20 protein-coding genes are annotated in these 23,431 nt (G+C 69.6%); 6 read left to right on the top strand and 14 right to left on the bottom strand.

All coding sequences use genetic code 11. The features are described 5' to 3' along the window. Nucleotides 1–46 precede the first annotated feature (46 nt). From ASC87_RS15555 to ASC87_RS15510, 10 genes are all read right to left on the bottom strand, one after another. Nucleotides 47–958, bottom strand: a complete 912-nt coding sequence (locus ASC87_RS15555) for an ACP S-malonyltransferase (RefSeq protein ID WP_056663661.1) — start codon at nt 956–958, stop codon at nt 47–49. Beyond that, the gene (locus tag ASC87_RS15550; protein ID WP_056663657.1) at nt 955–1,818 is read right to left on the bottom strand and encodes a triphosphoribosyl-dephospho-CoA synthase; all 864 of its coding nucleotides are present in this window, start codon (nt 1,816–1,818) and stop codon (nt 955–957) included. The genes ASC87_RS15555 and ASC87_RS15550 overlap by 4 nt, the downstream gene beginning before the upstream one ends. Next, nucleotides 1,815–2,495 (bottom strand): malonate decarboxylase holo-[acyl-carrier-protein] synthase, encoded by a 681-nt coding sequence (mdcG, locus tag ASC87_RS15545; protein WP_056663655.1) that lies wholly within the window; start codon nt 2,493–2,495, stop codon nt 1,815–1,817. The genes ASC87_RS15550 and mdcG overlap by 4 nt, the downstream gene beginning before the upstream one ends. Nucleotides 2,496–2,510: 15 nt before the next feature. Next, a complete protein-coding gene (gene mdcE / locus ASC87_RS15540; RefSeq protein WP_056663652.1) occupies nt 2,511–3,212 on the bottom strand; it encodes a biotin-independent malonate decarboxylase subunit gamma in 702 nt (233 codons plus the stop codon). 3 nt (nt 3,213–3,215) lie between these two features. Continuing rightward, nucleotides 3,216–4,106: a biotin-independent malonate decarboxylase subunit beta gene (locus ASC87_RS15535; protein ID WP_056663650.1), complete on the bottom strand. Its 891-nt coding sequence runs from the start codon at nt 4,104–4,106 to the stop codon at nt 3,216–3,218. Next, complete coding sequence (gene mdcC, locus ASC87_RS15530) at nt 4,103–4,435, bottom strand: malonate decarboxylase acyl carrier protein (protein ID WP_056663645.1); 333 nt, start codon at nt 4,433–4,435, stop codon at nt 4,103–4,105. Before mdcC ends, ASC87_RS15535 begins: the two co-directional genes overlap by 4 nt. 14 nt (nt 4,436–4,449) lie before the next feature. Then, entirely contained in the window at nt 4,450–6,132 is a 1,683-nt protein-coding gene (mdcA, locus tag ASC87_RS15525) for a malonate decarboxylase subunit alpha (RefSeq protein WP_056663642.1), read from the bottom strand. Between the two features lie 43 nt (nt 6,133–6,175). Continuing rightward, complete coding sequence (locus tag ASC87_RS15520) at nt 6,176–7,549, bottom strand: SLC13 family permease (protein WP_056663639.1); 1,374 nt, start codon at nt 7,547–7,549, stop codon at nt 6,176–6,178. A 158-nt stretch (nt 7,550–7,707) separates the two neighbouring features. Further along, nucleotides 7,708–8,622 carry a LysR substrate-binding domain-containing protein gene (locus ASC87_RS15515; RefSeq protein ID WP_056663636.1) on the bottom strand — a complete coding sequence of 305 codons (915 nt, stop codon included), beginning with the start codon at nt 8,620–8,622 and terminating at the stop codon, nt 7,708–7,710. 114 nt (nt 8,623–8,736) lie between these two features. Further along, nucleotides 8,737–9,411, bottom strand: a complete 675-nt coding sequence (locus tag ASC87_RS15510; RefSeq protein ID WP_056663633.1) for a glutathione S-transferase family protein — start codon at nt 9,409–9,411, stop codon at nt 8,737–8,739. A 122-nt stretch (nt 9,412–9,533) separates the two neighbouring features. Between ASC87_RS15510 and ASC87_RS15505 the strand changes: the two genes are divergently transcribed. Continuing rightward, complete coding sequence (locus tag ASC87_RS15505; protein ID WP_056663629.1) at nt 9,534–10,418, top strand: LysR family transcriptional regulator; 885 nt, start codon at nt 9,534–9,536, stop codon at nt 10,416–10,418. A gap of 118 nt (nt 10,419–10,536) precedes the next feature. Here the strand turns inward: ASC87_RS15505 and ASC87_RS15500 are convergent, their stop codons facing one another. Further along, a complete protein-coding gene (locus ASC87_RS15500; protein WP_056663627.1) occupies nt 10,537–11,475 on the bottom strand; it encodes a LysR family transcriptional regulator in 939 nt (312 codons plus the stop codon). Between the two features lie 92 nt (nt 11,476–11,567). On the opposite strand from ASC87_RS15500, the gene ASC87_RS15495 reads away from it, so the two are divergent. Genes ASC87_RS15495 through ASC87_RS15485 form a run of 3 tightly spaced genes read left to right on the top strand, consistent with a single transcriptional unit; the run spans nt 11,568 to nt 14,484 of the window. Then, nucleotides 11,568–12,785, top strand: a complete 1,218-nt coding sequence (locus ASC87_RS15495; protein ID WP_056663624.1) for an argininosuccinate synthase-related protein — start codon at nt 11,568–11,570, stop codon at nt 12,783–12,785. Further along, a complete protein-coding gene (locus tag ASC87_RS15490; RefSeq protein WP_056663621.1) occupies nt 12,782–13,534 on the top strand; it encodes a 2OG-Fe dioxygenase family protein in 753 nt (250 codons plus the stop codon). The genes ASC87_RS15495 and ASC87_RS15490 overlap by 4 nt, the downstream gene beginning before the upstream one ends. Continuing rightward, the gene (locus ASC87_RS15485; protein WP_056663619.1) at nt 13,531–14,484 is read left to right on the top strand and encodes a DMT family transporter; all 954 of its coding nucleotides are present in this window, start codon (nt 13,531–13,533) and stop codon (nt 14,482–14,484) included. The genes ASC87_RS15490 and ASC87_RS15485 overlap by 4 nt, the downstream gene beginning before the upstream one ends. Here the strand turns inward: ASC87_RS15485 and ASC87_RS15480 are convergent, their stop codons facing one another. The 3 genes from ASC87_RS15480 to ASC87_RS15470 are packed head-to-tail and all read right to left on the bottom strand — an operon-like array spanning nt 14,485 to nt 18,352. Beyond that, nucleotides 14,485–16,521 (bottom strand): LTA synthase family protein, encoded by a 2,037-nt coding sequence (locus ASC87_RS15480; RefSeq protein ID WP_082568654.1) that lies wholly within the window; start codon nt 16,519–16,521, stop codon nt 14,485–14,487. Beyond that, complete coding sequence (locus tag ASC87_RS15475) at nt 16,518–17,168, bottom strand: hypothetical protein (RefSeq protein ID WP_056663612.1); 651 nt, start codon at nt 17,166–17,168, stop codon at nt 16,518–16,520. The genes ASC87_RS15480 and ASC87_RS15475 overlap by 4 nt, the downstream gene beginning before the upstream one ends. Further along, on the bottom strand, nt 17,165–18,352 hold the full coding sequence (locus tag ASC87_RS15470; RefSeq protein ID WP_056663609.1) for a sialidase family protein: 1,188 nt from the start codon (nt 18,350–18,352) through the stop codon (nt 17,165–17,167). The genes ASC87_RS15475 and ASC87_RS15470 overlap by 4 nt, the downstream gene beginning before the upstream one ends. A gap of 357 nt (nt 18,353–18,709) precedes the next feature. Here ASC87_RS15470 and ASC87_RS15465 point away from each other — a divergent pair, with 357 nt between their 5' ends. Further along, nucleotides 18,710–22,174, top strand: a complete 3,465-nt coding sequence (locus ASC87_RS15465; protein WP_162255166.1) for a hypothetical protein — start codon at nt 18,710–18,712, stop codon at nt 22,172–22,174. Between the two features lie 5 nt (nt 22,175–22,179). Further along, the gene (locus tag ASC87_RS15460; RefSeq protein ID WP_056663603.1) at nt 22,180–23,163 is read left to right on the top strand and encodes a ketopantoate reductase family protein; all 984 of its coding nucleotides are present in this window, start codon (nt 22,180–22,182) and stop codon (nt 23,161–23,163) included. Nucleotides 23,164–23,431 lie beyond the last annotated feature (268 nt).

The raw sequence follows: 23,431 nt of genomic DNA, 5'->3' as shown, positions 1-23,431 counted from the left end.
CGGTGAAACTCCTGTCTTGCTTGGGGCCATCTGTCACGGGGGCCGTTCATGGGTCCGAGTTGCTGTCGATCCATGCTGCAATCGCTGCCGCGCTGCGGAAGTCGTCGCAGGAACGGGCCAGGATGCCGGGGAAGCGTTGGTTCCACAGGCGCGCCAGCGCACGGCCCGGGCCGATCTCCAGCACACAGCTGACGTGCCGGGCCGCCACGTTCTCCATGCAGTCGTCCCAGCGAACGGTGTTGCAGATCTGGTCGGCCAGCGCGATGCGCGCCGACGACGCATCAGTGATGCGATCTCGCGCATTGCTGAACAACACGCTTGTCGGGGCGTGGAACGGCACGTCCGCCAGCGTGCGGGAGAAGCTTTCCGCGGCACCACGCATCCAAGGGGTGTGCGATGCGACGCCAACGCCCAGGCGCGTGCACTTCGCGCCGGCGTGAGACGCGGCGCGTTCGGCCTCGTCCAACGCCGGTCCCGGGCCACCGAGCACCACGCTGTCGACCCCATTGCGGATGGCGATGGCCAGGCCGGTGTCAGCGCACAGGCGTTCCAGCGTCTGCGGCGCGAGCCCGTTGACGGCAAGCAAGCCACCAGCGGTGCCTGCCGCGCATCGATCCATGGCCGCGGCCCGCAGGGGGGCCAGCGCCGCCGCTGTTCCGGGCTCGATGACACCCGCCGCGCTGAACGCGGACAACTCGCCCACGCTGTATCCCGCAATGGCTGCGGGGGACGACAGGGCAGGGCTCAGCTGGCGCCAGGCGGCCAAGGCGAGGCCCGTCAGCAAGGTCTGGGCGTTGTCGTTGCGCTGGCCCCAGGCCTGATCGGCCAGGGCGCGCCGCCAGTCGTCCACGCCGAGGCGAACGCATGTCTCGCGCACGAGGGCGTCGTCGTCGGACAGCCAGGGCAGCATCGCAGGATGCTGGTTGCCTTGACCCGAGAAGAGCAACGCGAAGCTCATGCGCCTGCACACACGCGTGTGATCCAGCAAGCTGCAGAGAGCGTGTCTGCCGCTCCCCCGGGAGACAGTCGGTGCGCGACGAACTCGCGCGCAACCGCGCGGGCGCGCAGAAGCCCGCCGGGACCGGCGACGCCACCTTCGGCAAGAAACTGCCGGGCGCGTTGCTGCGCAAGGCGCATCCCGGCGAGGCCCCCGCGGTGCGCGAGATTGCTGTCGTCGAGCACGGCCATGATGTGAAACAAGGTGTCGAGCCGCGCCTGCTGGGCGGGCAGGCCGCGGGCAAGGGCCGAGGCCAATGCGGGCACGGCCGTTTCGAACAGGACGGGGAATCCGAGCGCTGCCTCCTGGGACGCGCTGCGAAGGCCGTGGCGCCGTGCTGCAATGCCACCGGGCAGCGCCGAGATCCGCTCGCAGCGACTGGCCAGCGCGCCTCCCCAATGGCTGCACAGCGCCTCACGCAATTGCGACGGCCGGGCCGCAGAGCCATGCTCACGCACGACGGCGCCCGCCGAGGCGCACAGCAGCCCCAGCATGAAGATGGCACCCCGGTGTGTGTTGACACCACCGGTGGCGTCAAGCATGCGACCTTCCGCTTCGATGCCCAGCCGCTCCAACCGGGAGAACTCGGCACCATCAAAGCCAGCCTGGGTGATCTGGCCGAAGTAGTCACGCAGCGAGAAGATGCTGCGCATGAAGGTGTGGGCGTCCATGTCGTCATGGCTGCCCGAGTCGATCAATGTCACCAGGCCCGGTTTCGGTGCCAGCGCGAGTTCGTCGTAGAGCGAACGCGTCGCGTCGCGCGCGATGGACGCCAGTGCCAGGCCCGGCGGTGCGGCCAGGTGCAGCGCCAAGGCCATCATGGGAAGCTCTCCGTCAGGTCCCGATCGAACGCGGCGCCGTCGCGCTGCAAGGACACGCCACGCAATGTCTTCACCATCACCGCTTGCGCACTGCCGGCGCGCCACGCCATCCATTCGCGCCAGGCCACCGCAGCGCCGCCTTCGAACACCAGTTCGCCGTCCAACCTGAGCCATCCCGCAGAAAACCTCCCAAGCGCACGTGCCACGGCATCCGCATGCACCGGGCCGTCCACGTCGACCACCAGGTCCAGATCTGATTCCGGCCTGACATGGTCCAGGCCGCTGATGGCTTGCCAGCCGTAGCTGCCGAATACGCGCGGTGCCGCCTGGCATGCGTCGAGGTCGGCCACAAGGTGGCGCAGCGCCGGTCGAGCCGACAGCGGCACCATGGCCTGGACTGCGGCCAAGCCTGGAAAAGCGCCCAGGCACGCGATGCCGGAACGCGGCGCTTCCAGTGACAAGCGCCGCCTGCTCCAACGCGCTGGACAGGGCAAACCCAGCGCGATCAAGCCGGAGGGCTCGGCATCGTGCGGCTGGCGTGTCACGACCAGCGGGAGCCGATGGGCCGACCAGTGGTGCAGGCACGCCAGCGCTTCTGGATCCCAGGGCCGGCCCAGCACGGCGGCCCAGCCCGGCTCCGAGAGCCAGGCGAGTTGATGGCGATGCAAACGGCGCATGGCGATCGCGGCGGCTCAGGCAGCGTCCAGCACGCGCTGCGCCACGGCCGCGGCGAGCAGGCGCCCGCCGCGTTCGGCGCCGTCCTGCGCGCGCTGGTCCGCCACAGGCGTGTTGGCGATGGCATCGCGGAGCGCGGCTGGCAGGTTGCCCTCCCACAAGGCGCGGACCCCGCCCATCGCGACGTAGTTCTGCACACCCGGCGCAAACACAGGGTTCGACTGCGACAGTTCTGCCAACCTGTCCTCGGAGAGCTTGGTCACACGCGCCATCGCGGGGATGCGCATGACCCGGATCTCCGCCTCCGGCAGTGCAAAGCAGGCGTCCGCGATCAGGCCGGACGTGATGAACCCGCCGGACAGGGCCTGGTCATACACCAGCCCCAGCACGCGATGCCCACGGCGCCGCGCCAGGTCGATGCACGTGCCGAGGTGGGCCATGGCGCGGTTGATGCCCAGCAATTCATCGCGCCTGCGGAGCTGCTGCCCTTGTGTGTCGATCAGGATCAGGATCGGCCGGCCGGGATGCTGGACCACCGTGTCCAGCACGGCACGCGCCTGCGCCAGGGCCAGCTGGACGCCGATCGGCGCGTGGTTCGTGGTGCCCACCACGCTGATCGGCTCGCCGTCGAACAGCACGTCACCTCGAAGAAGGTCGCCATCCAGGCGGATGCCGTGGTCCGGACCGAAAAGCTGGTTGACCAGAGAGTTCCATTGCATGGCCTATGCCCCTTGGTTGATGGTGCGCAGCGCGCGGACGGCGTCCACGTCCAGCTCCGGCACCCGCTCTGCCTCGGCGACGCCGAGGGCGCGCCAGAGCAGCGTCGCGTCGTCGCCACCACCGGTGTCCACCGGCAGCGCGTCCAATCGGGCGGCGAGCAAGGCATGTTCGTCCTCCAGGGCCGCCAGCGTGAGGGGGGCCGATCCGTCGAGTGCCGCAATGGCCGCCGTGCGAAACGCAGCCACGTCGTCATCGACCAGCGCGTCGCAGTCCCCCGTCAGCCAGCGGTGCTTGCCGCCGGTCGTGCGCCAGACCAGCGCGCGGTCGCGGGAGTCGAACTCTTCGACGCCGTGCGAGGCCTCGATCACCTCGGGCCCCGACATGGCCAGGCGGCCCGCATCGCTCATCACGACGTGGTCGGCGCAGCGGGCCACGATGCCCATCCCGCCGAAACAGCCGTTCGCCCCGCCGATCAGCACGATGACCGGGATGCCGGCGGCGCGCACGTCCAGCAATGCACGCATGACCTCGGACACGGCGATCAAGCCCGCGTTGGCCTCGTGCAATCGCACGCCACCGGACTCGGCCAGCAGCACCACGGCGGTGGGCCGGTCCCGAAGGGCCCGCTGCATCAGGCCCACCAGCTTCGCGCCGTGAACCTCTCCGACACCGCCCCCCATGAACTGGCCCTCTTGCGCAGCAACGAACACCTCGCGGCCACCGAGCAAGGCACGGCCGACGGCGACACCATCGTCGAACGCCGACGGGACCCCGAGCTGTGCCAGGTGGGGGCTGGTGACCCGCTCCGAGGGGGGCAGCCATTCGTGAAAGCTGCCGGCGTCGAGCAGCAGCGCCAGTCGTTCCCGGGCCGAGCATTCCGCGTAGCTGATCATGGTGCAACTCCTGTGATCCCGGCCACCGCCTGGTCGAGCCGCAGGCTCACCACCGCGGGCGTGGCGCCCATGTCGTTGATGGAGACACGCACGCCGGCGAGTGGATGGCGCGTGTGGAAGTCGGTCATCACGGCTTGCCAGATCGATCCGAACCCGCGCGCCGATGTCTCGACACGCACCACACACGCCGCCCCGGCAGCAGCCTCGAGCATCACCTCGAGGTTGCCGGAGCCGACCACACCCACCAGCACGGGCTGGAACGCGCCGGCCGGCCGGCCGCCGGAGAAGGAGAAGTCCAGGGTCTCGAGCCCTGCGGGAACATTGCTCATGGTGGCGTCTCCTGTTACCAGTTTCTGAACCGCTTCGGGGGTTGGTAGAGGCCCCCCGAGGCCGTGACGAGGTCGCGCATGCTGCGGGCCGCCAGGAGGTTGCGTGTCGCCTGGCGGGGGTCGATGCCGAGGTCCTGTGGGCGGCGGATCACGCCGCGGTCCCGGAGGTTCTCGACCGCGCGCTTGTCTCGCGCCAGCCCGACCGCCGTGTAGCCGGCGACGCCGCGGATCGCCTGCTCGCGCTCCGCGTCGGTGCGGCACATCAGGAGGTTCGCGATGCCCTCCTCGGTCAGGATGTGCGACACGTCGTCGCCGTAGATCATGATCGGCGGGAGGTCCATGCCGGATTGCGCTTGCAGCGTCCAGGCGTCGAGCCGGTCCACGAACGCAGGTTGCATGTGTTCGCGGAAGGTCTCGACCATCTGCACCACCAGCTTCTGTCCGCGCGGCGTGCCAGCCGCGCCGGTTCGGCCGGCGCGCGCCTCGCGGCCGGCCTTCAGCCACGCGGGGCTGGCGTGCCGCCGGCCCCGCGCATCCGCCCCCATGTTGGGTGCGCCGCCAAAACCGGCGATGCGGCCGAGCGTCGCCGTGGAACTGTTGCCGTCGAGATCGACCTGCAAGGTCGATCCGATGAACATGTCGCAGGCGTAGTGCCCGGCGGCCTGGCAGAAGGCGCGGTTGCTCCGCAGGTTGCCGTCGGGCCCGGTGAAGAAGACGTCGGAGCGGGCCCGGATGTAGTCTTCCATGCCCAGCTCCGAACCGAACGAGTGCACCGACTCGACCCAGCCGGCCTCGATCGCCGGAATCAGGGCCGGGTGGGGGTTGAGCGCCCAGTGTTTCCCGATCTTGCCCTTCAGGCCGAGCGATTCGCCGTAGGTGGGCAGGAGGAGTTCGATCGCGGCGGTGTCGAAACCGATGCCGTGGTTCAGGCGCTGCACGCCGTACTCGCCGTAGATGCCCTTGATGGCCATCATCGCCATCAGCACCTGGATCTCGCTGATCTGGGCCGGGTCGCGGGTGAAGAGCGGCTCGATGAAGTTGGGTCGAGGGGCCTTCACGACGAAGCTGACCCAGTCGGACGGAATGTCGATGCGGGGCAGCGTGGTCGTCTCGCCATCCACCCATTCGTTGACCTGCGCGATCACGATGCCACCGGAAAAGGCGGTGGCCTCCACGATGGCTGGCGTGTCTTCGGTGTTGGGTCCGGTGTAGAGGTTTCCCGCGGCATCGGCGGCCTGCGCCGCCACCAGCGCCACCTTGGGCGTCAGGTCGATGAAATAGCGCGCGAACAGTTCGAGGTACGTGTGGATCGCTCCGATCTCGATGCTGCCGGCCGACACCAGTTTGGCCAGCCGTGCACCTTGCGGCCCCGAGAAGCTGAAGTCGAGCCGCGAGGCGATGCCGTTCTCGAAGATGTCCAGGTGCTCGGGCAGCGCGAGCACCGACTGCACCATGTGCAAGCCATGGACCTTCCGCGGATCGACCTGCACCAGGGCCTTCGCGAGGAAGTCGGCCTGCTTCTGGTTGTTTCCCTCCAGGCAGACGCGGTCGCCGGGCAGGATCACCGCTTCCAGCAAATGGCCGATCGCGTCGGTGTCGACACGTTTGCCAACGAGTCGCGTTCCCAGTGACTCGCGGGCGCGGGTCAACCGGGCGGCACGGTCGTCGGCCTTGGCGTTCCAGTGGCGGGTGTTCATGGCGGTCCGATCAGTTGGATGAGGGGTCGGTCGAAGACGAACTTCAGAGCACGACGAAGAGCAGCCACACCACCACCGGCGCCACCACGGTGACGATGGCACCGTACAGCATGAGTTGCCGGAAGAACACGTCGCGGCTGATGCCCTTGGCGTTGGCCAGCACCAGGGCGCCATTCGTGGAGAACGGGCTGACATCCACGATGGTCGACGACACGGCCATCGCGGCGATGAAGCCGATGGCACCGACGCCGGAGTCACCCTGGAGGAACGGCACCGCCAGCGGGATCAGGGAGCCCAGCACCGCCGTCGAGGACGCGAATGCGGACACGACGGCCCCGACGAAGCACAGCAACAGGGCCGCAACCAGAGGCGAGGTCAGCCCCGCGACGCTGTGCCCGACGAAGTCGATGGTGCCCATCTTGTCCATCACCCCCACATAGGTGCTGACACCGACGATCAGCATGATCTCCGGCCAGGACACCTGCCCGAGTGCACGCTTCTGCAGGTTGGGGGCCATCAGCGTCAGCAGCAGGCCGATGGTGATCGAGACGAATCCGATGTCGAGCTTGAAGAACAGCGTCAGCACCGCCAGGGCCAGCAGGCCGGCCACGGTGGCGAACTGGTAGGTCCGCGAACCTTGCTCGACAGGGGCGTCGGTGGCGGAGTCCATCAGGGAGTCGTTGCCCGGCGACGCGGTGCGGCGTTCCTCGGTGAGGGCCTCCCCTTCGGCGTCGCCATAGACCTGGGCACCGCCCTGGCCGTGCGCCACGCGCGGCACGGCGGGCAGGGCGCCGCTGGCGTCGGCCTTCTGGCGCACCAGCTTCATGCCGCCGAGCAGGAAAAACAGGAGCAGCGACACCGACAGGTTGACGCCGAGGCTCGCGAGCATGGTGGTCATCTCGCTGAGCGGCAGCCCCGCCTTGGCCACGATCTTGTTGGTGATGCCACCGTAGATGCTGATGGGCGAGAAGCCTCCGCCCTGCGCACCGTGCACGACCATCAAACCCATCAGCAGGGGGTTGATGCGGTACTTGGCCGCGAAGCCCAGTGCGATCGGCGCGATGATGGCCACCGCGGCGGGGCTCACCGCACCCACCGCGGTGAGCAGCGCGGCGATGCCGAACATGATCCACGGGATCGCGGCGATGCGTCCGCGCACCGCCCGCACCGCGAGCTTGACGAGCCAGTCGATCGTGCCGTTGTTCTGGGCCAGCGCGAACAAGTAGGTGATGCCTACCAGCGTGAGGAACAGGTCCGCCGGGAATCCGCCGATGATGACCTTGGCGTTCATGCCGGCCACCAGGGTGCCCACCAGGAATGCGCCCACGAAGGCGATGACGCCCATGTTGACGGGCAGTGCCGTGGCGAGCACGAACATGCCGGCCAACGCGCAGATTGAAATCCAGTGAGCACTCATCGATCGTCTCCGGAGGGGCTGGTACGGCACCCACGGCACCGTTCGTCTGGGTGCTGAAGGTACGCCCGTGGCCCGGGGCGATCAATGCGGCGATGGCCCCGACCCTTACGCCGGATGAAACGATCGAGGGTTAACCCGGAACGTTCAGGCTGCCCCGGTCAGCCGAGCTTGGCGCGTGCGAGCCGGCACACCGTCAGCAGCGCCAGCAGGTTCGGGTCGCGCTCGCGGGACCGCAGGAAGTGGAGCCCGATCGTCTGGCGCATCAGGTACTTCGGCTGCAGCGGAATGAACTGGATCTCCTGTGGCATCACGCCTCGCACGCGCCCCGGCAGCAGCGTGCAGCCCACGCCGCCGCTCACCAGGTTCATCAGCGAGAAGATGTCGCCGGTCTTCATCACGACGTTCGGCGTGAAGCCGGCCACCCGAAACGATTCGACGAATCCGCTGTACGTGACGAAGCCTTCGCTCAAGGTGACGAACGACTCGTCGGCGCAGGTGGAGAGATCGATCTGGTCCAGCGCCGCGTAGCGGGAGCCGGCCGGCGCGGCGAAGAAGATGTCGTCGACGAAGAGGGGTTCCGATTCGACGTCGGGGGCCCCCTCGGGTGTTCCCATCAGCGCCGCATCGACGCCTCCGTCACGCAGCTTCTGCAGCAGATCGGCATTGGAGCCCAGCACGAGCTCAGTCTGCACCTCCGGCTTGCGCACCTTCATGGCCATGACCAGCGCCGGAATCGTGTGGTGGGTCAGGGAGTAGAGCGAGCCGATGCGGATGCGGTCGGCCGAATAGCCCGCCACCTCGCGGGTGGAACGGATGCCCTCCGCCATCGTGCCCAGCACCTCTCGCGCCACGTCGGCGAGCGCGTGCGCAGCGTCGTTCGGGTGCAGGTTCCGGCCTTCGTTCCGGAACAGCGCGCAGCGAAGTCCGGCTTCCAGGGAATGCAAGGCCCGGTGCACGCTGACCGAACTGGTTTCGAGCTTCTCCGCAGCACGTGAAAGACTGCCCGTCTCCATGAATGCCAGCAGAACCTCGAGCCTGCGAAACGTGATCTCTTCGTCAATGCGAACGGGCATGGCGTCGTCCTGTGGACAGGACACCATCGTATGCCATGGTTCGAATCGAAGAAAGAGGAGCGCGGGTCGGCAGCGATCTTCGGTCCCGACGGGCAGCGTGGGGCCGCGGATCGATCAGGCCGACGACATGGTTGCCATGCGCCGCGACAGCGCCGAGTGGCGGGCCAACAAGAACTTGCCAAGCAGTTCCGGGTAGTCCGGGCGCACCGCGCCGGCCACCGAAGGGCGCCTGGCCAGCGCGTGGCGCCAATGCTGCAGTTTCGGCAGTCCATCCCAGAAGCCGAAGTTGCCGATCGCATCGAAAAGGTCGAAGTACCTGAACGCAGGACCGAACGCGGCGTCGACGATGCTGAAGCACTCGCCGGCGAAGTACGGGCCTTCGCCGAGCGCCGCTTCGAGGTGAAGGAAGCGGGCGCGGATCTCGCCGGCGCGCGCGGTCAGTGCCGTTTCGTCCGCGGTGTAGAACGCCCCGATCGAGTTCAGCAGTGCCGAGCCGAATTCCATCCAGGACCGGTGCTGCGCCCGCTGCAGCGCGTTGGCCGGGTGCAAGTGCGGGAGTGCCGTGTCCTCCAGGTACTCGCAGATCACGGCGGACTCGAAGATCGCCGCGTCGCCGACCAGCAGCACCGGGGTCTTGGCCAACGGCGAGATCTTCCTGAACCAGTCGGGCTTGTCCGCCAGGTCGATGTCGAGGCGCTCGAACGGCACGCCCTTCTCGGCCAGGACGATCGCGGCGCGCTGTACGTAGGGGCACAGCGCGTGTGACACCAGTACCAGCGGCGCGCTCACGTGACCGCCAGGGAACAGGGGCCGGGAGGGTAGCGGAGCTTCATGGTGTGTGTCTCGACGGGTGGAGGATGCAGAACTGTAGGATTGCCGTATCGAAATCGGAATAGGCCGAATGGCAAACCATGATTGCGAAAACGCAATACCAGATGACATCCGCGGACCTGGAGTTGACGCTCGCACTGCTGCGCGGAGGGAGCCTGGCGGCGGCTGGAGACCGGCTGGGCGTGGATGCCTCCACGGTGTTTCGCGCTCTGCAACGCATCGAGCGCGGCCTGGGGCGTCTGTTGTTCGAGCGAACGCGCTCGGGCTATGTCGCCACGGAACTGGCCACCCAGCTGGCCGGGCACGCCGAGCAGATGGAGGTGGCGCTGGAGGCTGCGCGGTCATCCATCGAGGCGGCGCCGGCACAGATTTCCGGCACGGTACGCATCACGACGACCGACACCGTGCTGCACGGCCTGGTCGCACCCGCGCTGCGCAGCCTGCAGAAGGCTCATCCGCTGCTCGGCTACGAGCTCCACACAGGCAACGAACTGGCCAGCCTGACCCGGCGTGACGCTGACATCGCCGTGCGGGCCACGAAGCGCCCGCCACAGCACCTGGTGGGCAAGCACCTGGGGCCGATCCGCGTTGCGCTGTATGCGGCCAAGAAGGGCAGCGCCCGCAAGTTCGCCGATGTCCAGGCCGGCCAGGCCGACTGGATCGCGCCCGACGATGCGTTGCCCGAACACCCTTCGGTGGTTTGGCGCAAGCGCCACTTTCCCAAGGCGCACCTGCGCTACAGCGTCAACAGCATCCTGTCGGTGCTGGAACTGGTGGCGCTCGGGCTCGGCGTGGGCATCGTGCCGTTGTTCCTGGCCGAGGGCCGCAGCGATGTCGTTCGCCTGACGGAGCCGCTGGCCGATTGCGAGACGGAGCTTTGGTTGCTGACCCATCCCGAGTCGCGGCATCTGCGGCGGGTGGCTGCGGTCTATGCGCACCTGGCCCAGGCGATGGAGATGCCGTGAGTCTCCCTGGTGAGCGAGGGTTGATGTCGTCTGGAACGTGGCGCCAGGCGATCTCGCCAGCGGTGGGTTCGGCCCACCTCTGCGATGTCATGCCGGCTCCGAAGGTTGAATCCCAGTTTCATTCAGGGGCAGGCGCCGCACTCGCCCCCGGCGTCAACGCCCCCACCAAATGATCGATCAGCGCCCGCACCTTGGGCGTGGTGTACCGCGACGCTGAAAACAGCAGGTACGCCATCCCCTGGTAGTTGGTGTCGAAGGCCCACTCGGGCAGCAGGCGCACCACCCGCCCCGCCGCCAGCGCATCCCGCGCCACGAAATCCTGCACGCAGCCCACGCCCAGGCCGGCCTCGACCGCCGCCAGGCGCATCTCGCTGTGGTTCAAGGTGTAGCGGCCGGCCACGGTGAGTTCCACCTCGTCGTCGCCCCGCACGAAGCGCCAGCGGCTGTCGCGCTCCTGTTCGCCGATGGACAGGCAACTGTGGGCCATCAGGTCCTCGGGCGCGAGAATGGCCTCGTGCGAGGCCAGGTAGGCCGGGCTGGCCAGCACCAGCTGGCGCACGGGCATCAGCGCGCGCGCCACCATGCCTTGCGGGGGGTCGTCGGTGAGGCGGATCACGAGGTCGACACCTTCGCGCAGCGGGTCCACCGGCCGGTCGACCACCAGGAGGTGCACGTCCACGTCGGGATAGTGTTGCAGGAACGTCAGCAAGTGCCGCTGCAGCACATGGCGGGCAAACGCCTTGGGTGCGCTGACGCGGATCAACCCCTTGGGGCTGCCCACGTGACCCTCGGCCACGCGCATGGTGGACTGTGCCGCGGCCACCATCACGCGTCCGCGCTCCAGCACCGCCATGCCGGCTTCGGTCAGGCGCAGCTGCCGGGTGGTGCGCTGCAACAGCGACACGCCCATGGCGCTTTCCAGGCGCGCGACCTGCCGGCTGACGGCTGAGGGTGTCAGCCCATGCCGCCGCGCGGCAGCCGAGAAACTGCCCGCCTCCGCCACGCGCACGAACGCGACCAGTTCGTGCATCACCTCCAAGAAGTCATCTGTTCTCACGGCGCACAGCTCCTGTTCTGCGGGCGAGTCTAGTCAATGCGAGCCGCGAAACGAACAATCCGTTTGCCAAATAACATTCAGGAGGAAACGGCATGTCAACACGCAGGATTCGCAGCTTCGCAGACCTCGACGCCATGAAGGGCCAGGTGGACCACGTGCTGACGCTGTTCAGTGGCGGCCTCGACAGCAGCTATGTGCTCAAGGAGCTTTCGCAGCGAAACCTGCGCATCACGGCGCTGTCGGTCGACCTGGGCGAAGGCTGCCGCACCCAGGACCTCCACGAGATCGCCGACTTCTTCGGGGCCCACCTGACCATCGTGGACGCCCGTGAGATGTTTGCGCGCGAAGCCGTCGCACCGGCCATCTGCGCGCAGGCCAGGTACCTCGGCATGTACCCGGTGAGCTCCTCGCTCTCGCGCCCCATCCTGGCCCAGGTGGCCGTGCGGGTCGCGCGCGAACTCGGATGTGACGCCATCGTGCACACGGCCAACCAATCCCAGAACAGCCTTCGCCGGCTCAACGGTGCCATCGGCCAGTTGGGGTACTCGGGCTGCTACGGAACGCCCTACGAACGCTCGGTCCTTACGCGCGACGAAAAGATCGAAGTCCTCAGGCAGCTGGGCCTCTCGCGCTTCCAGGCCCGCGGTATCAGCGGCGACGCGAACCTGTGGTGCCGCGAGTTCGAATCGGGGTCGATCGACAACCCTGAAGGGTTCTGGGTGCCGCCTTCGCTGTTCGAGTGGACCCGTGCGCCGGAAGCACCCCTGGAGACGCGCGAGATCCAGATCGACTTCCGTGCCGGGATCCCGGTGGCCATCGACCAGCAGCCCATGGACCTGGTGCCGATGATCGCCCACCTCAACAGCACCGTGGGCGCTTACGAGATCGGCCGGTACAGCGGGCTCGAGCACCTCGAAGGGGGAGAGAAGGTCCTTGAAGTGCGCGAAGCACCTGCGGCCACCATCCTGATGGACGCCTACCGGCAGATCGAGACGGCCGTGCTCGATGCGGAGCTGCTGCGCGAGAAGGTGGCATTGGAACTGCTGTGGACCCGCGAGGCCGTCGAAGGCCGCTGGTTCGGCCGGCTGCGGGAGTGTGCGGACGCCTTCATCCGCATGTCGTCGGAGAAGGTGACGGGCACCATCCGCTACAGCCTGCGCCAGGGTGCCATGGACATCTGCTCGATCAAGGCGCATCAGCCCCTGTACCTCACCGACCGCGACGCATGGGAGAAAGCCCTGGTGCAGGACGCATTCGCACCGCCGGCCCGCAACGCCCGCGCGGCCAGCGAAGAGGCGGTGGCGGCATGACACACGATACCCTCGAAGACCGATCTGTCGAAACCGCACTGATCGAAGGATTCGCGAGCCATCTGCACAGCCAGCAGTTCCTGTTCGTCCCGGGGAATGCGCTGGGCGACATGCTGGCCCTGACGCCGGAGGACATCAGCGGTTTTGCATCGCATTGGCCCCGCCTGACGCTCGACCGCCACATGGGCGACGGCGGCACGTACCGGTTCCGCCGCTACGGCGCCTTCGATGCACCGCCCGGCTCGGCCCGGCGGCAGTTGCCACATGGCCCCTACGAGCAACCCAAGTACATCAACAGCCTGAACGGCGACATCGCACGGATGTTCGACCCGCTGGAACCCACGTTTGCCTCGCACACGGTGTTGAACCGGCTGCTCGACTGGCTCACGAGCCTGTACGACCAGTGCGAGGGCCGCCCCCGGCACTGGAACATCCGCCTGCATCCGTACCGGATCCTGGCGAATCAGGACGAGAAGGGCAACCCGACCCCCGAAGGGCTTCACCGGGATGGCGTGGACTACATCGTGAGCCTGATGATCTCGCGGCGCAACGTGACGGGTGGCGAGACGACCGTCACCGACAACGATCGGCAGGTGCTCTGGCAGAAGACGCTTCAACGGCCGCTCGACATCCTGATCGGCAAGGACGCGCACAGCATGCATTCGGTGTCGCCGGTGTCACCGGTCGACCCCAGCCAGAAGGCGTGCCGGGACGTCCTGGTGATCGCCTTCACCAAGGTGGCGCCATGAACACGCCCTCCGTCGCGGCGGGCCCGAAGGGAGCGCTCGGCACAGGGGGGCGGTCGTGGCCGCGGCTCGGGCGGGTCGAATGGCTGCTGCTGCTGGTGGCCGTGATCTGGGGCGGCAGCTACAGCGCCGCCAAGGTGGCCACAGGAGAGGTGCCGGTGCTGCAGTTCCTGGTGTTGCGCTTCGGCCTGACCTTCCTGATCCTGTTGCCCGCGCTGCGTGGGCTCGCGGTGGCGTCGTGGCCGGCGGCGCTGGCCGGGGCGTCGGTGCTGGGCATCAACCTGCTGGCCATCTTCGTCTGCGAGACCTTCGGGGTGTCGTTGACCACCGCCTCCAACGCGGCGTTCCTGATCAGCCTCTGCGTGGCCTTCACGCCGCTGTGCGAGTGGTGGTTGCTCAAGGTCCGGCCGAGCGCCGCGGTGCTGGCGGCGGCCGGGCTGTCGCTGTTGGGGGCCGGGCTGCTGGCGTTCCAGCATGGCGGGTCGGCCAGCCTGGCGTGGGGCGACGGCCTGATGGTGCTCGCGGCCTTCCTGCGGGGGGTCATGGTGTGTATGACACGCCGCCATGGCCAACGCCACGGCCTGCCGGCGCTCACGGTGACGGCGGTGCAGATGGGCGTGATGACGCTGGGATCGACGGTGCTGATGGTGGCCGCGCACGGCACTGCGTGGCCACCGCTGCCGCACAGCATGTCATTCTGGCTGGCCATGGCCTTCCTGGTGTTGCTGTGCACGTTGTTCGCATTCTTCGTGCAGAACTACGCGGCATCGCGCACCAGCCCCTCGCGCGTGGCCCTGCTCATGGGCAGCGAGCCGATGTGGGGCGCACTGATCGCCGTGCTCTGGATGGGTGAGCAGATGGCGTTGCAAGGCTGGATCGGCGGCCTGCTGATCGTGGCCTCGGCCTGGTGGGTGACCCGGCAGGAGGGGCAGGCGGACAAGGGCGGCGCGTGATCAGTCCCTCGATCCACCTCCGGCGGCCAGCCGCCGGTTGTGGGTCTGCAGGTACAGCGCCGTGTTGGCATAGGCCTGCGCGAAATGCCCCCAGCGTTGTTGCAGCGCCGCCAGGCCGACTGGCGTGGGCGTGGTGTCCAGCAGGTTCTTTTTCGGATCCGCCGCGGTGATGTCGAACACCGCCTGCGCTGCGGGCGGCTGGTCGAGGAGCAGGCGGTCGCCCACCAGCAGCCCGCGCTGCCCCGGCCCGGCGAACTGGAACGCGAACGCCACGCGGCTGTCGTCGAACCGGGGGTCCAGCAGGTCGCGGCCGAGGGTGGTGTTGCGGTAGCCGATGCCGGCGAGGGATGCCACGGTGGGCAGCACGTCCACCTGCTGGGCCCAGTGGTTGATGCGGCGCGCGGGCACGTGCTTGGGGGCGTACACCAGGAACGGGGTGTGGCCCTGGGTGATGGCGAGGTCGTGCCACGCCGGCGGCAGGTGCGGGCCGGTGGGCCCGATGATGCCGTGGTCGCCGATGAAGGCGAACAGCGTGTTGTCGAAGTAGGCCTCCCGGCGCGCCTGCTGCATGAACTGGCCGATGCACCAGTCCAGGTACGCGAAGGCCTCGTACTCCTGCTGCGAACTGAAACCATGGGCCTGCAGTTCGGCCGGCGTGGGGGTGCGCGGTTTGAACGTGGCGCGGTCTTCCGCGGGAATGGTGTATGGCCGGTGGTTGCCGCTCGTCTGCACGATGGCAAAGAAGGGCTTCGTCTGCGCGCGGAGCACCGCGTTGGCTTCCTGCAGCAGGTTCTTGTCGGACACCCCCCACACGTCCTCGGACGGCGACTTCAACCGGCCTTCCTCGTAGATGTCGATGCCATCGATGCTGGCGGTCAGCACGCCGCGCACGTTGGCCCACGAGGTGCTGCCGCCGATGAAGTAGAACTTGGCGTGGTCCTTGAACTCGTTGACGATCGACTGCTGCTGCGTGGCGGCAGGGTTGCGCGACGCGGTGGATGGGCTCGACACGTCGGGCAGGCCGGTGACGGTGGCGAACACGCCGCGTGCGGTGTGGGCGTGGGCGCTCATCATCCGCGTGAACAGCAGCCCGTCGGCCGCCAGCGCATCGAATGAAGGCGTGGCCCCGAGCGGGCTGCCGAGCGCGCCGGTCTTGTGCGCGGCGAACGACTCCAGCAGCACCACCACCACGTTCATGGGCCGGGCTCCGGGCCGGGGTGGCACGCTGCGCAGGAACGAGATGGGTTCGTCGGCCTGCAGCGGCGGCAGGCCGACAAACTGGCGCACCTCGCCAGCGTCGGCCCGCATGGCCGCCGCGTTGAACTGTTGCGTGCGGAACGACCAGGTGTCGTAGAGGTTCTGCAGCGGGTTCAACGCCAGCTGCTGGCCGAAGGCGTTGCTCAACTCTCCCGCGTCGCTCCATCGGAGCGGGTACTGCGACAGCCGGCCATGCACCGCCAGCAAGGCCAGCATGGCAACGAACAGTTCCGTGGACACCACACGCCATCGGGCGGGGCGCGGCGACCATCGGTCCGGCACCACGCGGGCGGGCCACAGCACACCGAACAGGCCCCGGCACAGACCCAGCCAGAGCAACACGCCGCCGGTGATCCACAGCACCGGGTACGTTTGCCACACCATGCCGGCGGCCTCGCGCGGGTCCCCGGCCAGGGACACGATCACGGCCGACAGGCGCTGGTGCAGGTAGGCGTAGTGGCCGGCATCGACCACCCACGCGAGCACCCAGGCGAGTGACACGCCCATCCAGAAGGCCCACCAGAACCACCGGGCCCGTGGTGACACCAGGCGCCGCCCCAGCCAGGGCACCCGCGAGATCGCCCACAGCGGCAGGACGCTCAGCGCCGCCCAGCGCAGGTCGTAGCGGGCCCCGAGCAGCAGGGCGCCGGCCAGGTCGCTCCAGGCGGTGCCGGGCGGGGCGAAGGCCGCTGCGAAGGCCAGGCGGGCCAGCGTGGCGCCGACCCAGAGGAAGAGGGCCAGCCAGAGGGCGCGGTTCAACGGCGACCGGGTTCGATTCATGGTGCGGGATGTCCGGCAGCCAGCGCCGGCAAGGGGACCGGCCGGCGCGAGGCGCGCCAGCGGGCGATCAATGACAGCACGGACCAGCCCCACAGGAACGGGTCGAGCAAGGTGTCCCAGAGGTTGCCGGTGGGCAGGCGAAAGACCATGTAGAACATCAGCGCCGCGAGGACGGCGGCGGCCCGCCAGCGCCAGGTATGCCGGGCGATGCCCACCGCACACACCGCGGCCAGCAGTACCGCGGCCATCGGGGCCGCGTTGGGGCCGAAGCCCGCGAAGTACAGGCCGATGGCCAACCAGCCGCAGGCATCGAGGTAAAGCAGTGCCCCGGCACCCGCACAGGCCGCCGCGAGGGCGGTGGGCATGGCGGTGAACGTGTGTTGTGCGCGCCAGCGCGCGCCCAGTGTCAGGGCGCTGAGCGCCACGCACAGTGCGCTGGGCCACTGGAAGGCCAGGCCGAGCCAATGGGCCGGCGATGCGGCACCGGGAAGCGCCATCGACCCCGCGCAGAGCAGCAGGATCGTGCCGACGGTCCGCCGCGATGGCGTTTGCCACCACGCCCACAGGCCGATGGCCGCGGCCGCGGCCACGATGGCCCACGCGAACCGGCCGTACAGCACCTGCCAGGCGAGGTCGGGCAAGCTCATGGGCGGTTCACGTCGTCGTAGCCGATCCGGTACACGTGGTGGGCGATGCCCTGGCGCCGCGCCGTGTAGGTCACGTGCAGTTCGTCGCCCACCTGCTGCACGCTCGGGTACGAGAATTCGTCGGCGGGCACGCCCTTGATCACCTCGACGCCTGGCCGCCACGTGTGCGCATCGTCGGACACGGACAGCTTCAGCATGCTGCGAGCGGAGTCTCCGCCGTCCACGCGGTCGTTGTGCAGCAGCACGAAACCCCCGCCCCGAAGCCGCAGCGCCGCCACCGAACTGTCGTGGTTGGGCAGGTCCATGGCGGGCAGGTCTTCCCAGGACTGGCCGCCGTCACGGCTGACGGCCTGCTGCACACGGTGTTGTTCGCTGATGTCGCGCATCCAGGCGCGAGTTTCCGTGCCGGTGACGGCCACGACCGCCGGTTGCATCGCCGTCGTGCGGGTGCCGATGCGTGCGAGCCAACGCGGCTGCCCGGCGCTGTCGAACGAAATCAGCATCGGGAACTTGTGCCCGAGCTCGAAGTAGGCCGGGAGCCACCAACCCCCGTCGGCCAGGCCCACCGGCGTGGTGCGCACGAGGACACTGGTGTTGAACAGCGGCGACAGCGGCAGCACCCGCTTGACCTGGAAGCTTTCACCGGCGTCCGACGACACCAGGTGCACCACGCGGGACGCGGCCCAGCCGCCGAGGCCCGTGGCCACCACGAACAGGTTCACCTTGCCGTCGCGAGCGGCCCAGGCGGCCGGGTTGCCGATGCGGCGCACGCCGAACCCGAGCGCGCGGCCCAGGGCATCGCGGTCTACCACGGGCCTTGCCGCGGACCACCCGCCGTCGGCCCACCGGGACACGAACACCTGCACGTCCGCACCGCTCTCGCGGGTGCCGGCCCACCAGAAGGCGAGCATCTGGTCGCCGGGCAACACCGCGAGCGCGCTGGCGTGTGCCGCCGGCACGCCGTCGGGCATCTTGATCAACGAGGTGGAGCGCTCCACCAGCTTCAGGCCGGTGCCGATCGCCGGCGCGGGCAGTGCCCTCACCGCATGGGCGGAGGGCAACACGGACCACCGGGCGGCTTCGAACACCACGCCCAGCAGCAGGCACGCGACGGCGAGCAGCGTGATCAGCGAGGAAGATCGCGCGGCCCCACGTGCCACCCAACGTGCGGTCCGCCCGGTCATCAGCGCAGGACGAGCATCGAGGGGTCGCGGCGCGGCAGGCCGACGGTGCTGGACACGGCGACGGCCTAGGGCAACGTCGCGTCAGGGAAGCGGCCACGCAGCAGTCCACTGCCGAGGCCAACGGCCCGGACGGCGGGGAACTGGGGGCACAACTTCTTCATGAGGCGCAGTCTAGACCACCCGTTCACTGAGAATGTCGCTATTTGTATCCGGCGCGTAAAGTCGATGCGCCTCGCGTCGGCCGGACGTCCCTCCGGTGAATGAGTCGCCCCCGCTGCGGCAGCGGGTGAACGGGCAGAATGGTTGCGGCAACACGCCGGGGAGGGCGCCATGCCGGACGCGGCGAGGGGAATGCGGGTGCTGATGCGATGGTGGGCGCCGGGGCCGGCCCGCGGGGATGGCCTGCCTCCGTTGTTCGCCGCCGCGGCCGCCGTGGCGGCGGTGCTGTACCTGCTGCGCTCGATGCTCGGCACACCGGGAGGCTGGGACATCGAACACGTGCTCGGCTGGGTGGACGCCAGCACCGAGGGCCCTCTTCGCGCGGTCATCGACGACGTGTGGGGCCCGTGGCGCACGGCGGTGGCCCGCGGTTACCTCGCGGTCGACAGCATCGTGTTCGTGCCGCTGTATGCGGCGCTGATGCTGGGGCTGGCCGACGTGCTGGCCAACGCACTCGCGGACGACGACCGAAGCCGCTTTCCCCGCGCCGAACGGGTGCTGCATGCGGTGATGGCCGCGCCGGTGCTGGCGCTGGTGGGCGTGGACCTGGTGGAAAACGCGGTGGGCCTCGTGCGGTTCGGGCCGGCCGGCGTGGGGCTGGCGGCGGTGGCCACGGCGTTGTCGCTCTGGGCGTTGTACCGGGGCGGTGCGGTGCACCGCGCGCTGGAGCGGTTGCCACGCACCGCGGCCACGGCCGCGGTGTCCCTGGGCCTCGGGGTGCTGGCCTGGCAGGCGTTCGGGGCCGACACCTGCCGCCTGTCGCGCGAGCCCGTGGGGCTCGAACTGCTGTGGCGCGTGGGGTGTGGTGCCCATGCGGCCAAGGCGGCCGGGGTGCTTGCCGCCACCGGCGTGCTGGCCATCGCGATGACCTCGTGGCTCTTTGGCGTGCGCCTCGTGCCCGCGCCTGGCCAGGCCCGCCGCCAATCGCGTGCGCGGCTGCGCAGCGCCATCGCGGACATCGTGCTGCGCAGCCGCTACGTGCTGGTGGCGCTGGCCATCGCCGCCGCGCTGACGATCGTGATGGACCAGGGGCGTGACGTGCTCTACGCGATTGCCTCGTCCCCCTTCACCGGGGCCCCGGTCCGCTCGGCCGCGGAGGCCCTTGCGTTCGCCGCGGGGTGTGCGGCCGTGTGTGTCGCCACCGCGCTGGCCGTCGCGATGCTGATGTTCTCGTGCTGGTTCTGGACCCGCAGTGCGGTGCAGATCGCCGCGGCCGACACCCCGTCCCGTCCGGTTGGCGTGGGTGGCGCGCCCGATGTGTTCGCCCGCCACTGGGCGCGGGTGATGGGCCTGATGCCGGCGCTGCTGGTGGCCGTGCTGTGCGGCCTCGCGTTGCAGGACGCGATGGCGCTGGCCCCCACGCCCGATTCGCTCGGGTTCGGCCCGGCGGGTGTGGTGCTCGCTTTCGGCCTCGGCACCGTGGCCTTCGGGGTGGTGTTCCTGATGCGGCGCGTGCGCGACGGACAGGACCGCTACTTCGATGCGATCGACTGGCGCGCGTGGGGGCAGCAGGCAGGCTTCTGGGGTGGCATCGAGACCCATGCGCGCAAGTACCGGTTCGGCGGGCGCGTGGGGGCCCGCGAACTGCCGTGTGTGCTGGCGGTCGGCATGGTGCTGTGCCGCGCGGTGGATGCGTTGCCGCCGTCCGCGATGGCGGACGTGATGCCCACGATGAGCCTCGCCGTGCTGCTGTTCGAGATCGCGCTGTGGTTGTGCTTCTTCGGCTGGTTGTCGATCTTCGAGGTGCACCGGTCGGTGCCGTGGGTGGGGTTGCTGATCGTGTTCGGCGGTGCGCTGGGCATGGCCGGCTGCACCGACAACCACCGCGTGTGGACCACGCTGCAACCGCTCGCCGACGGCCCGTCCACGGCGCTGCGCATGCTGGCGTTCTCGGCGGGCCTGGTGGTGGTGCTGATGCTGGCGTACCGCGGTGCGATGGGCCTCGCCCGGCGGCGGGTGACCCATAGGCCCCCGGCGCGCTGGCTGCACCGTGGGGACCTGGCCGCCGCGGTGGGCCTGCTGGTGCTGGGCGGCGCGGTGCTGGCCGCGGCGGACCGCTGGGCCCAGCCGCGGGAGGCCGCGCCGGCCGCGACACCGTGGGTCCGCCCCACGCTGGACGACGCCCTTGGCCAATGGCTGCATGGCTTTTGCAACCCCGCGGCGGGTGACCCGGCGCCGTGCCGCCCGGCCGTGCCGGCCGACCCGGACCTGGGGTACCACGTGGGGTTCGTGTCGAGCGAAGGGGGCGGCCTGCGTGCCGCGGCCTGGTCGGCGCTGGTGATGGACCAACTGGCCCGTGACGACCCGCACTTCCTCGCGCGCACGTTTTCGATGTCGGGGGTGTCGGGTGGTGCCGTCGGTTTTGCGGCGTTCCGCGCCTGTTCGTCGCAGGCCGGTGCGGCGGGCCGCCGGGACTGCCTCGTCCGCTTCGCCCGGTCCGACCTGCTCGCGCCGCTGATGTCCGCGTGGATGTTCGAGGACGTGCTCGCGCGGGTGGTGCCCACCAGCGGTTGCGACACCCCGGCCTGCGGCATCCTGTCGCGGGGGGCGTGGTTCGAGATGGCGATGGAAACCCGCGTGACGGGCTTCCGCCATGGCCTCGTGGCGAGCCGGTCAGCGCCTGCGGCGGGGCACACCCCGTACCTGTTCCTCAACGCGACGTGGGTGGAAACGGGCGAACGTGCGATCGCGAGCGACGTCCGGATCGACTGGCCCAGTTTCCCCGGCGCGCGGGACCAGCTGGCCCTCGTCGGGGGCGACCTGCCGCTGTCGGCGGCGGCCCACAATGCCGCGCGGTTCCCGTTCATCAACGCCATCGGGGCGCTGCACGTGCCGCGCGAGAACTGCATCGACCGGCGCGCCGGGTCGCCCGCCGCGGCGGGGCCGCCACGCCCGATGGCCGACCCCGGCGTCGTCGAACCCTGCGGCCACCTCGCCGACGGCGGCATCTTCGACAACAGCGGTGGCCACACCACGCTCGACGTGCTGGCCGGCCTGGCCCGCTGCCTCGGCGAGGGGCCGGTGTGCGGCCCGCTGACCCCGCCTCAGCGGGCGTGGCTTCGCGCGAACCTCGTGCCGCAGGTGCTGATGGTGCGCAACGGGCTCGACCGCGCCGCCGCACTGGGCGAGACCTGCCTCGCCGGCGGGCCCGCGCAATCGCCCCGGCGCGCCGACGTGTCACCGCCGCCGATCGCCGATTGCGCCACCGGCGCACTGACCGCGCCGATGCCCGAACGGCCGGTGTGCCAGGCGCCGGCCAACGTGTTCGTCGATGCGGTGGGGCCGTTGCTGGCGATCTACAACGCCGGCGGCACCGGGGCACATCGCCTGCTGGCGGAGTCTCGCCAGGGCGAAGCGATCCGTGCCTTGCGCGCGATGATGGGCGGCGCGGCCGGCGCAACGGCGCTGCCGCCGGTGCAGGTGTTCGACCTGGAGTCCGACGGCGTGCGCTATCCCCTCGGGTGGCACATATCGCCCGTGGCCGCCGACCGCATGGCCGTGCGCGCGGGTTCGTGCCGGAGGATGGGGCTTCCTTCGGCCTCCCCACGCCCGGGCGGCGAAGCGATGACAATCGATCCGTCGTCATCCGCTCCCCACCCCTGACCCCCATGAACAGGATCTGCATCTTCGGCGCTGGCGCCGTGGGTGGCCACATGGCCGCCTGGCTCGCCCGCGCGGGCCTCGACGTGTCCGTTGTCGCGCGCGGCCCCCACCTCGACGCCATCCGGGCCAACGGCCTGCGCTACGTGTCCGACGCCGAGGACTTCACCGTGCGTGTCGCAGCCAGCGCCGACGCCCGCGACCTGGGCCCACAGGATCTTGTCATCTCCGCCGTCAAGGCCCACACGCTGCCCCACGTCGTCGACGGGATGCAGCCGCTGCTGGGCCCCGAGACACCGGTGGTGTTTGCCACCAACGGCGTGCCCTGGTGGTACTTCCACGGCCTGCCCGAGGGGGCTGATCAGCCCTCCGCCAGCGAGCGCCTGAAGCGGCTCGACCCCGGTGGCCGCCTGTGGCAAGGGTTGGGCGCGCGGCGCGCCATCGGGTGTGTGGTGACCTCACCGAACGAGTTGTCGGCGCCCGGGGTCGTGCGCAACAACGCCACGACCAACACCTTCGTGATCGGTGAACCCGACAACACGATGTCGGCGCGCCTGCGAGCCATCGAGACGCTGCTGCGGCAGGGGTTGTCCGGGGTGTCCGCCACCACCGCGATCCGTGACGTGGTGTGGTCCAAGCTGATGCTCAACATCACCACGTCGACCCTCGGGGCGTTGACCATGCGCCCGCCCATCGAGTTCGCGCACGACGAGCCGATGCTCGCGGTGTACCGGCCCCTGCTGGCTGAAGGGGTGCGGGTCGCGGCGTCGCTGGGCGTGCAGGTGGCCGCAGACGAGGAGGCCCGCATCGCGCGCATGCGCACAGTGCGGCACCCGCCGTCGATGCTGCAGGACCTGATGGCCGGCCGCCCGCTCGAGATCGACGCGCAGCTGCTGGCCGTGCAGGACCTGGCGCGCCAGGGAGGCGTGGCCACACCGGTGCTGGACATCCTGCTGGCGTTGCTGGTGCAGCGCATGCAGGCCGGCGGATGATTGCCACGCCACCGGACAACGAAGAGAAATGACGGAGACTTCGTAGCGGCCGGGCAGGCCGTTCACCCGGACACGGGTCGAGCTGGGCGTTCAGCTTCGAGGTGAACGCGTCATGCTTGTCGTTCCGGCGGAAGCCGGGACCCACTGGGCGGTGGGCCCGACTTTCGTCGGGGTGAGTGCGCCCACGATGGCGCGTACCAGCGCGGTGCAAGTCCGCGTCGGGGTAAGTCACAGCCCCGAAGCCGAAGGTAACTGCGTCGCTGAGAGG

This window comes from Rhizobacter sp. Root1221 (genome assembly GCF_001425785.1).
Taxonomy (GTDB): Bacteria; Pseudomonadota; Gammaproteobacteria; order Burkholderiales; family Burkholderiaceae_C; genus Rhizobacter.
Note: the sequence above shows the minus strand (reverse complement) of the source record. Positions and strands in the feature narration are given on the sequence as shown.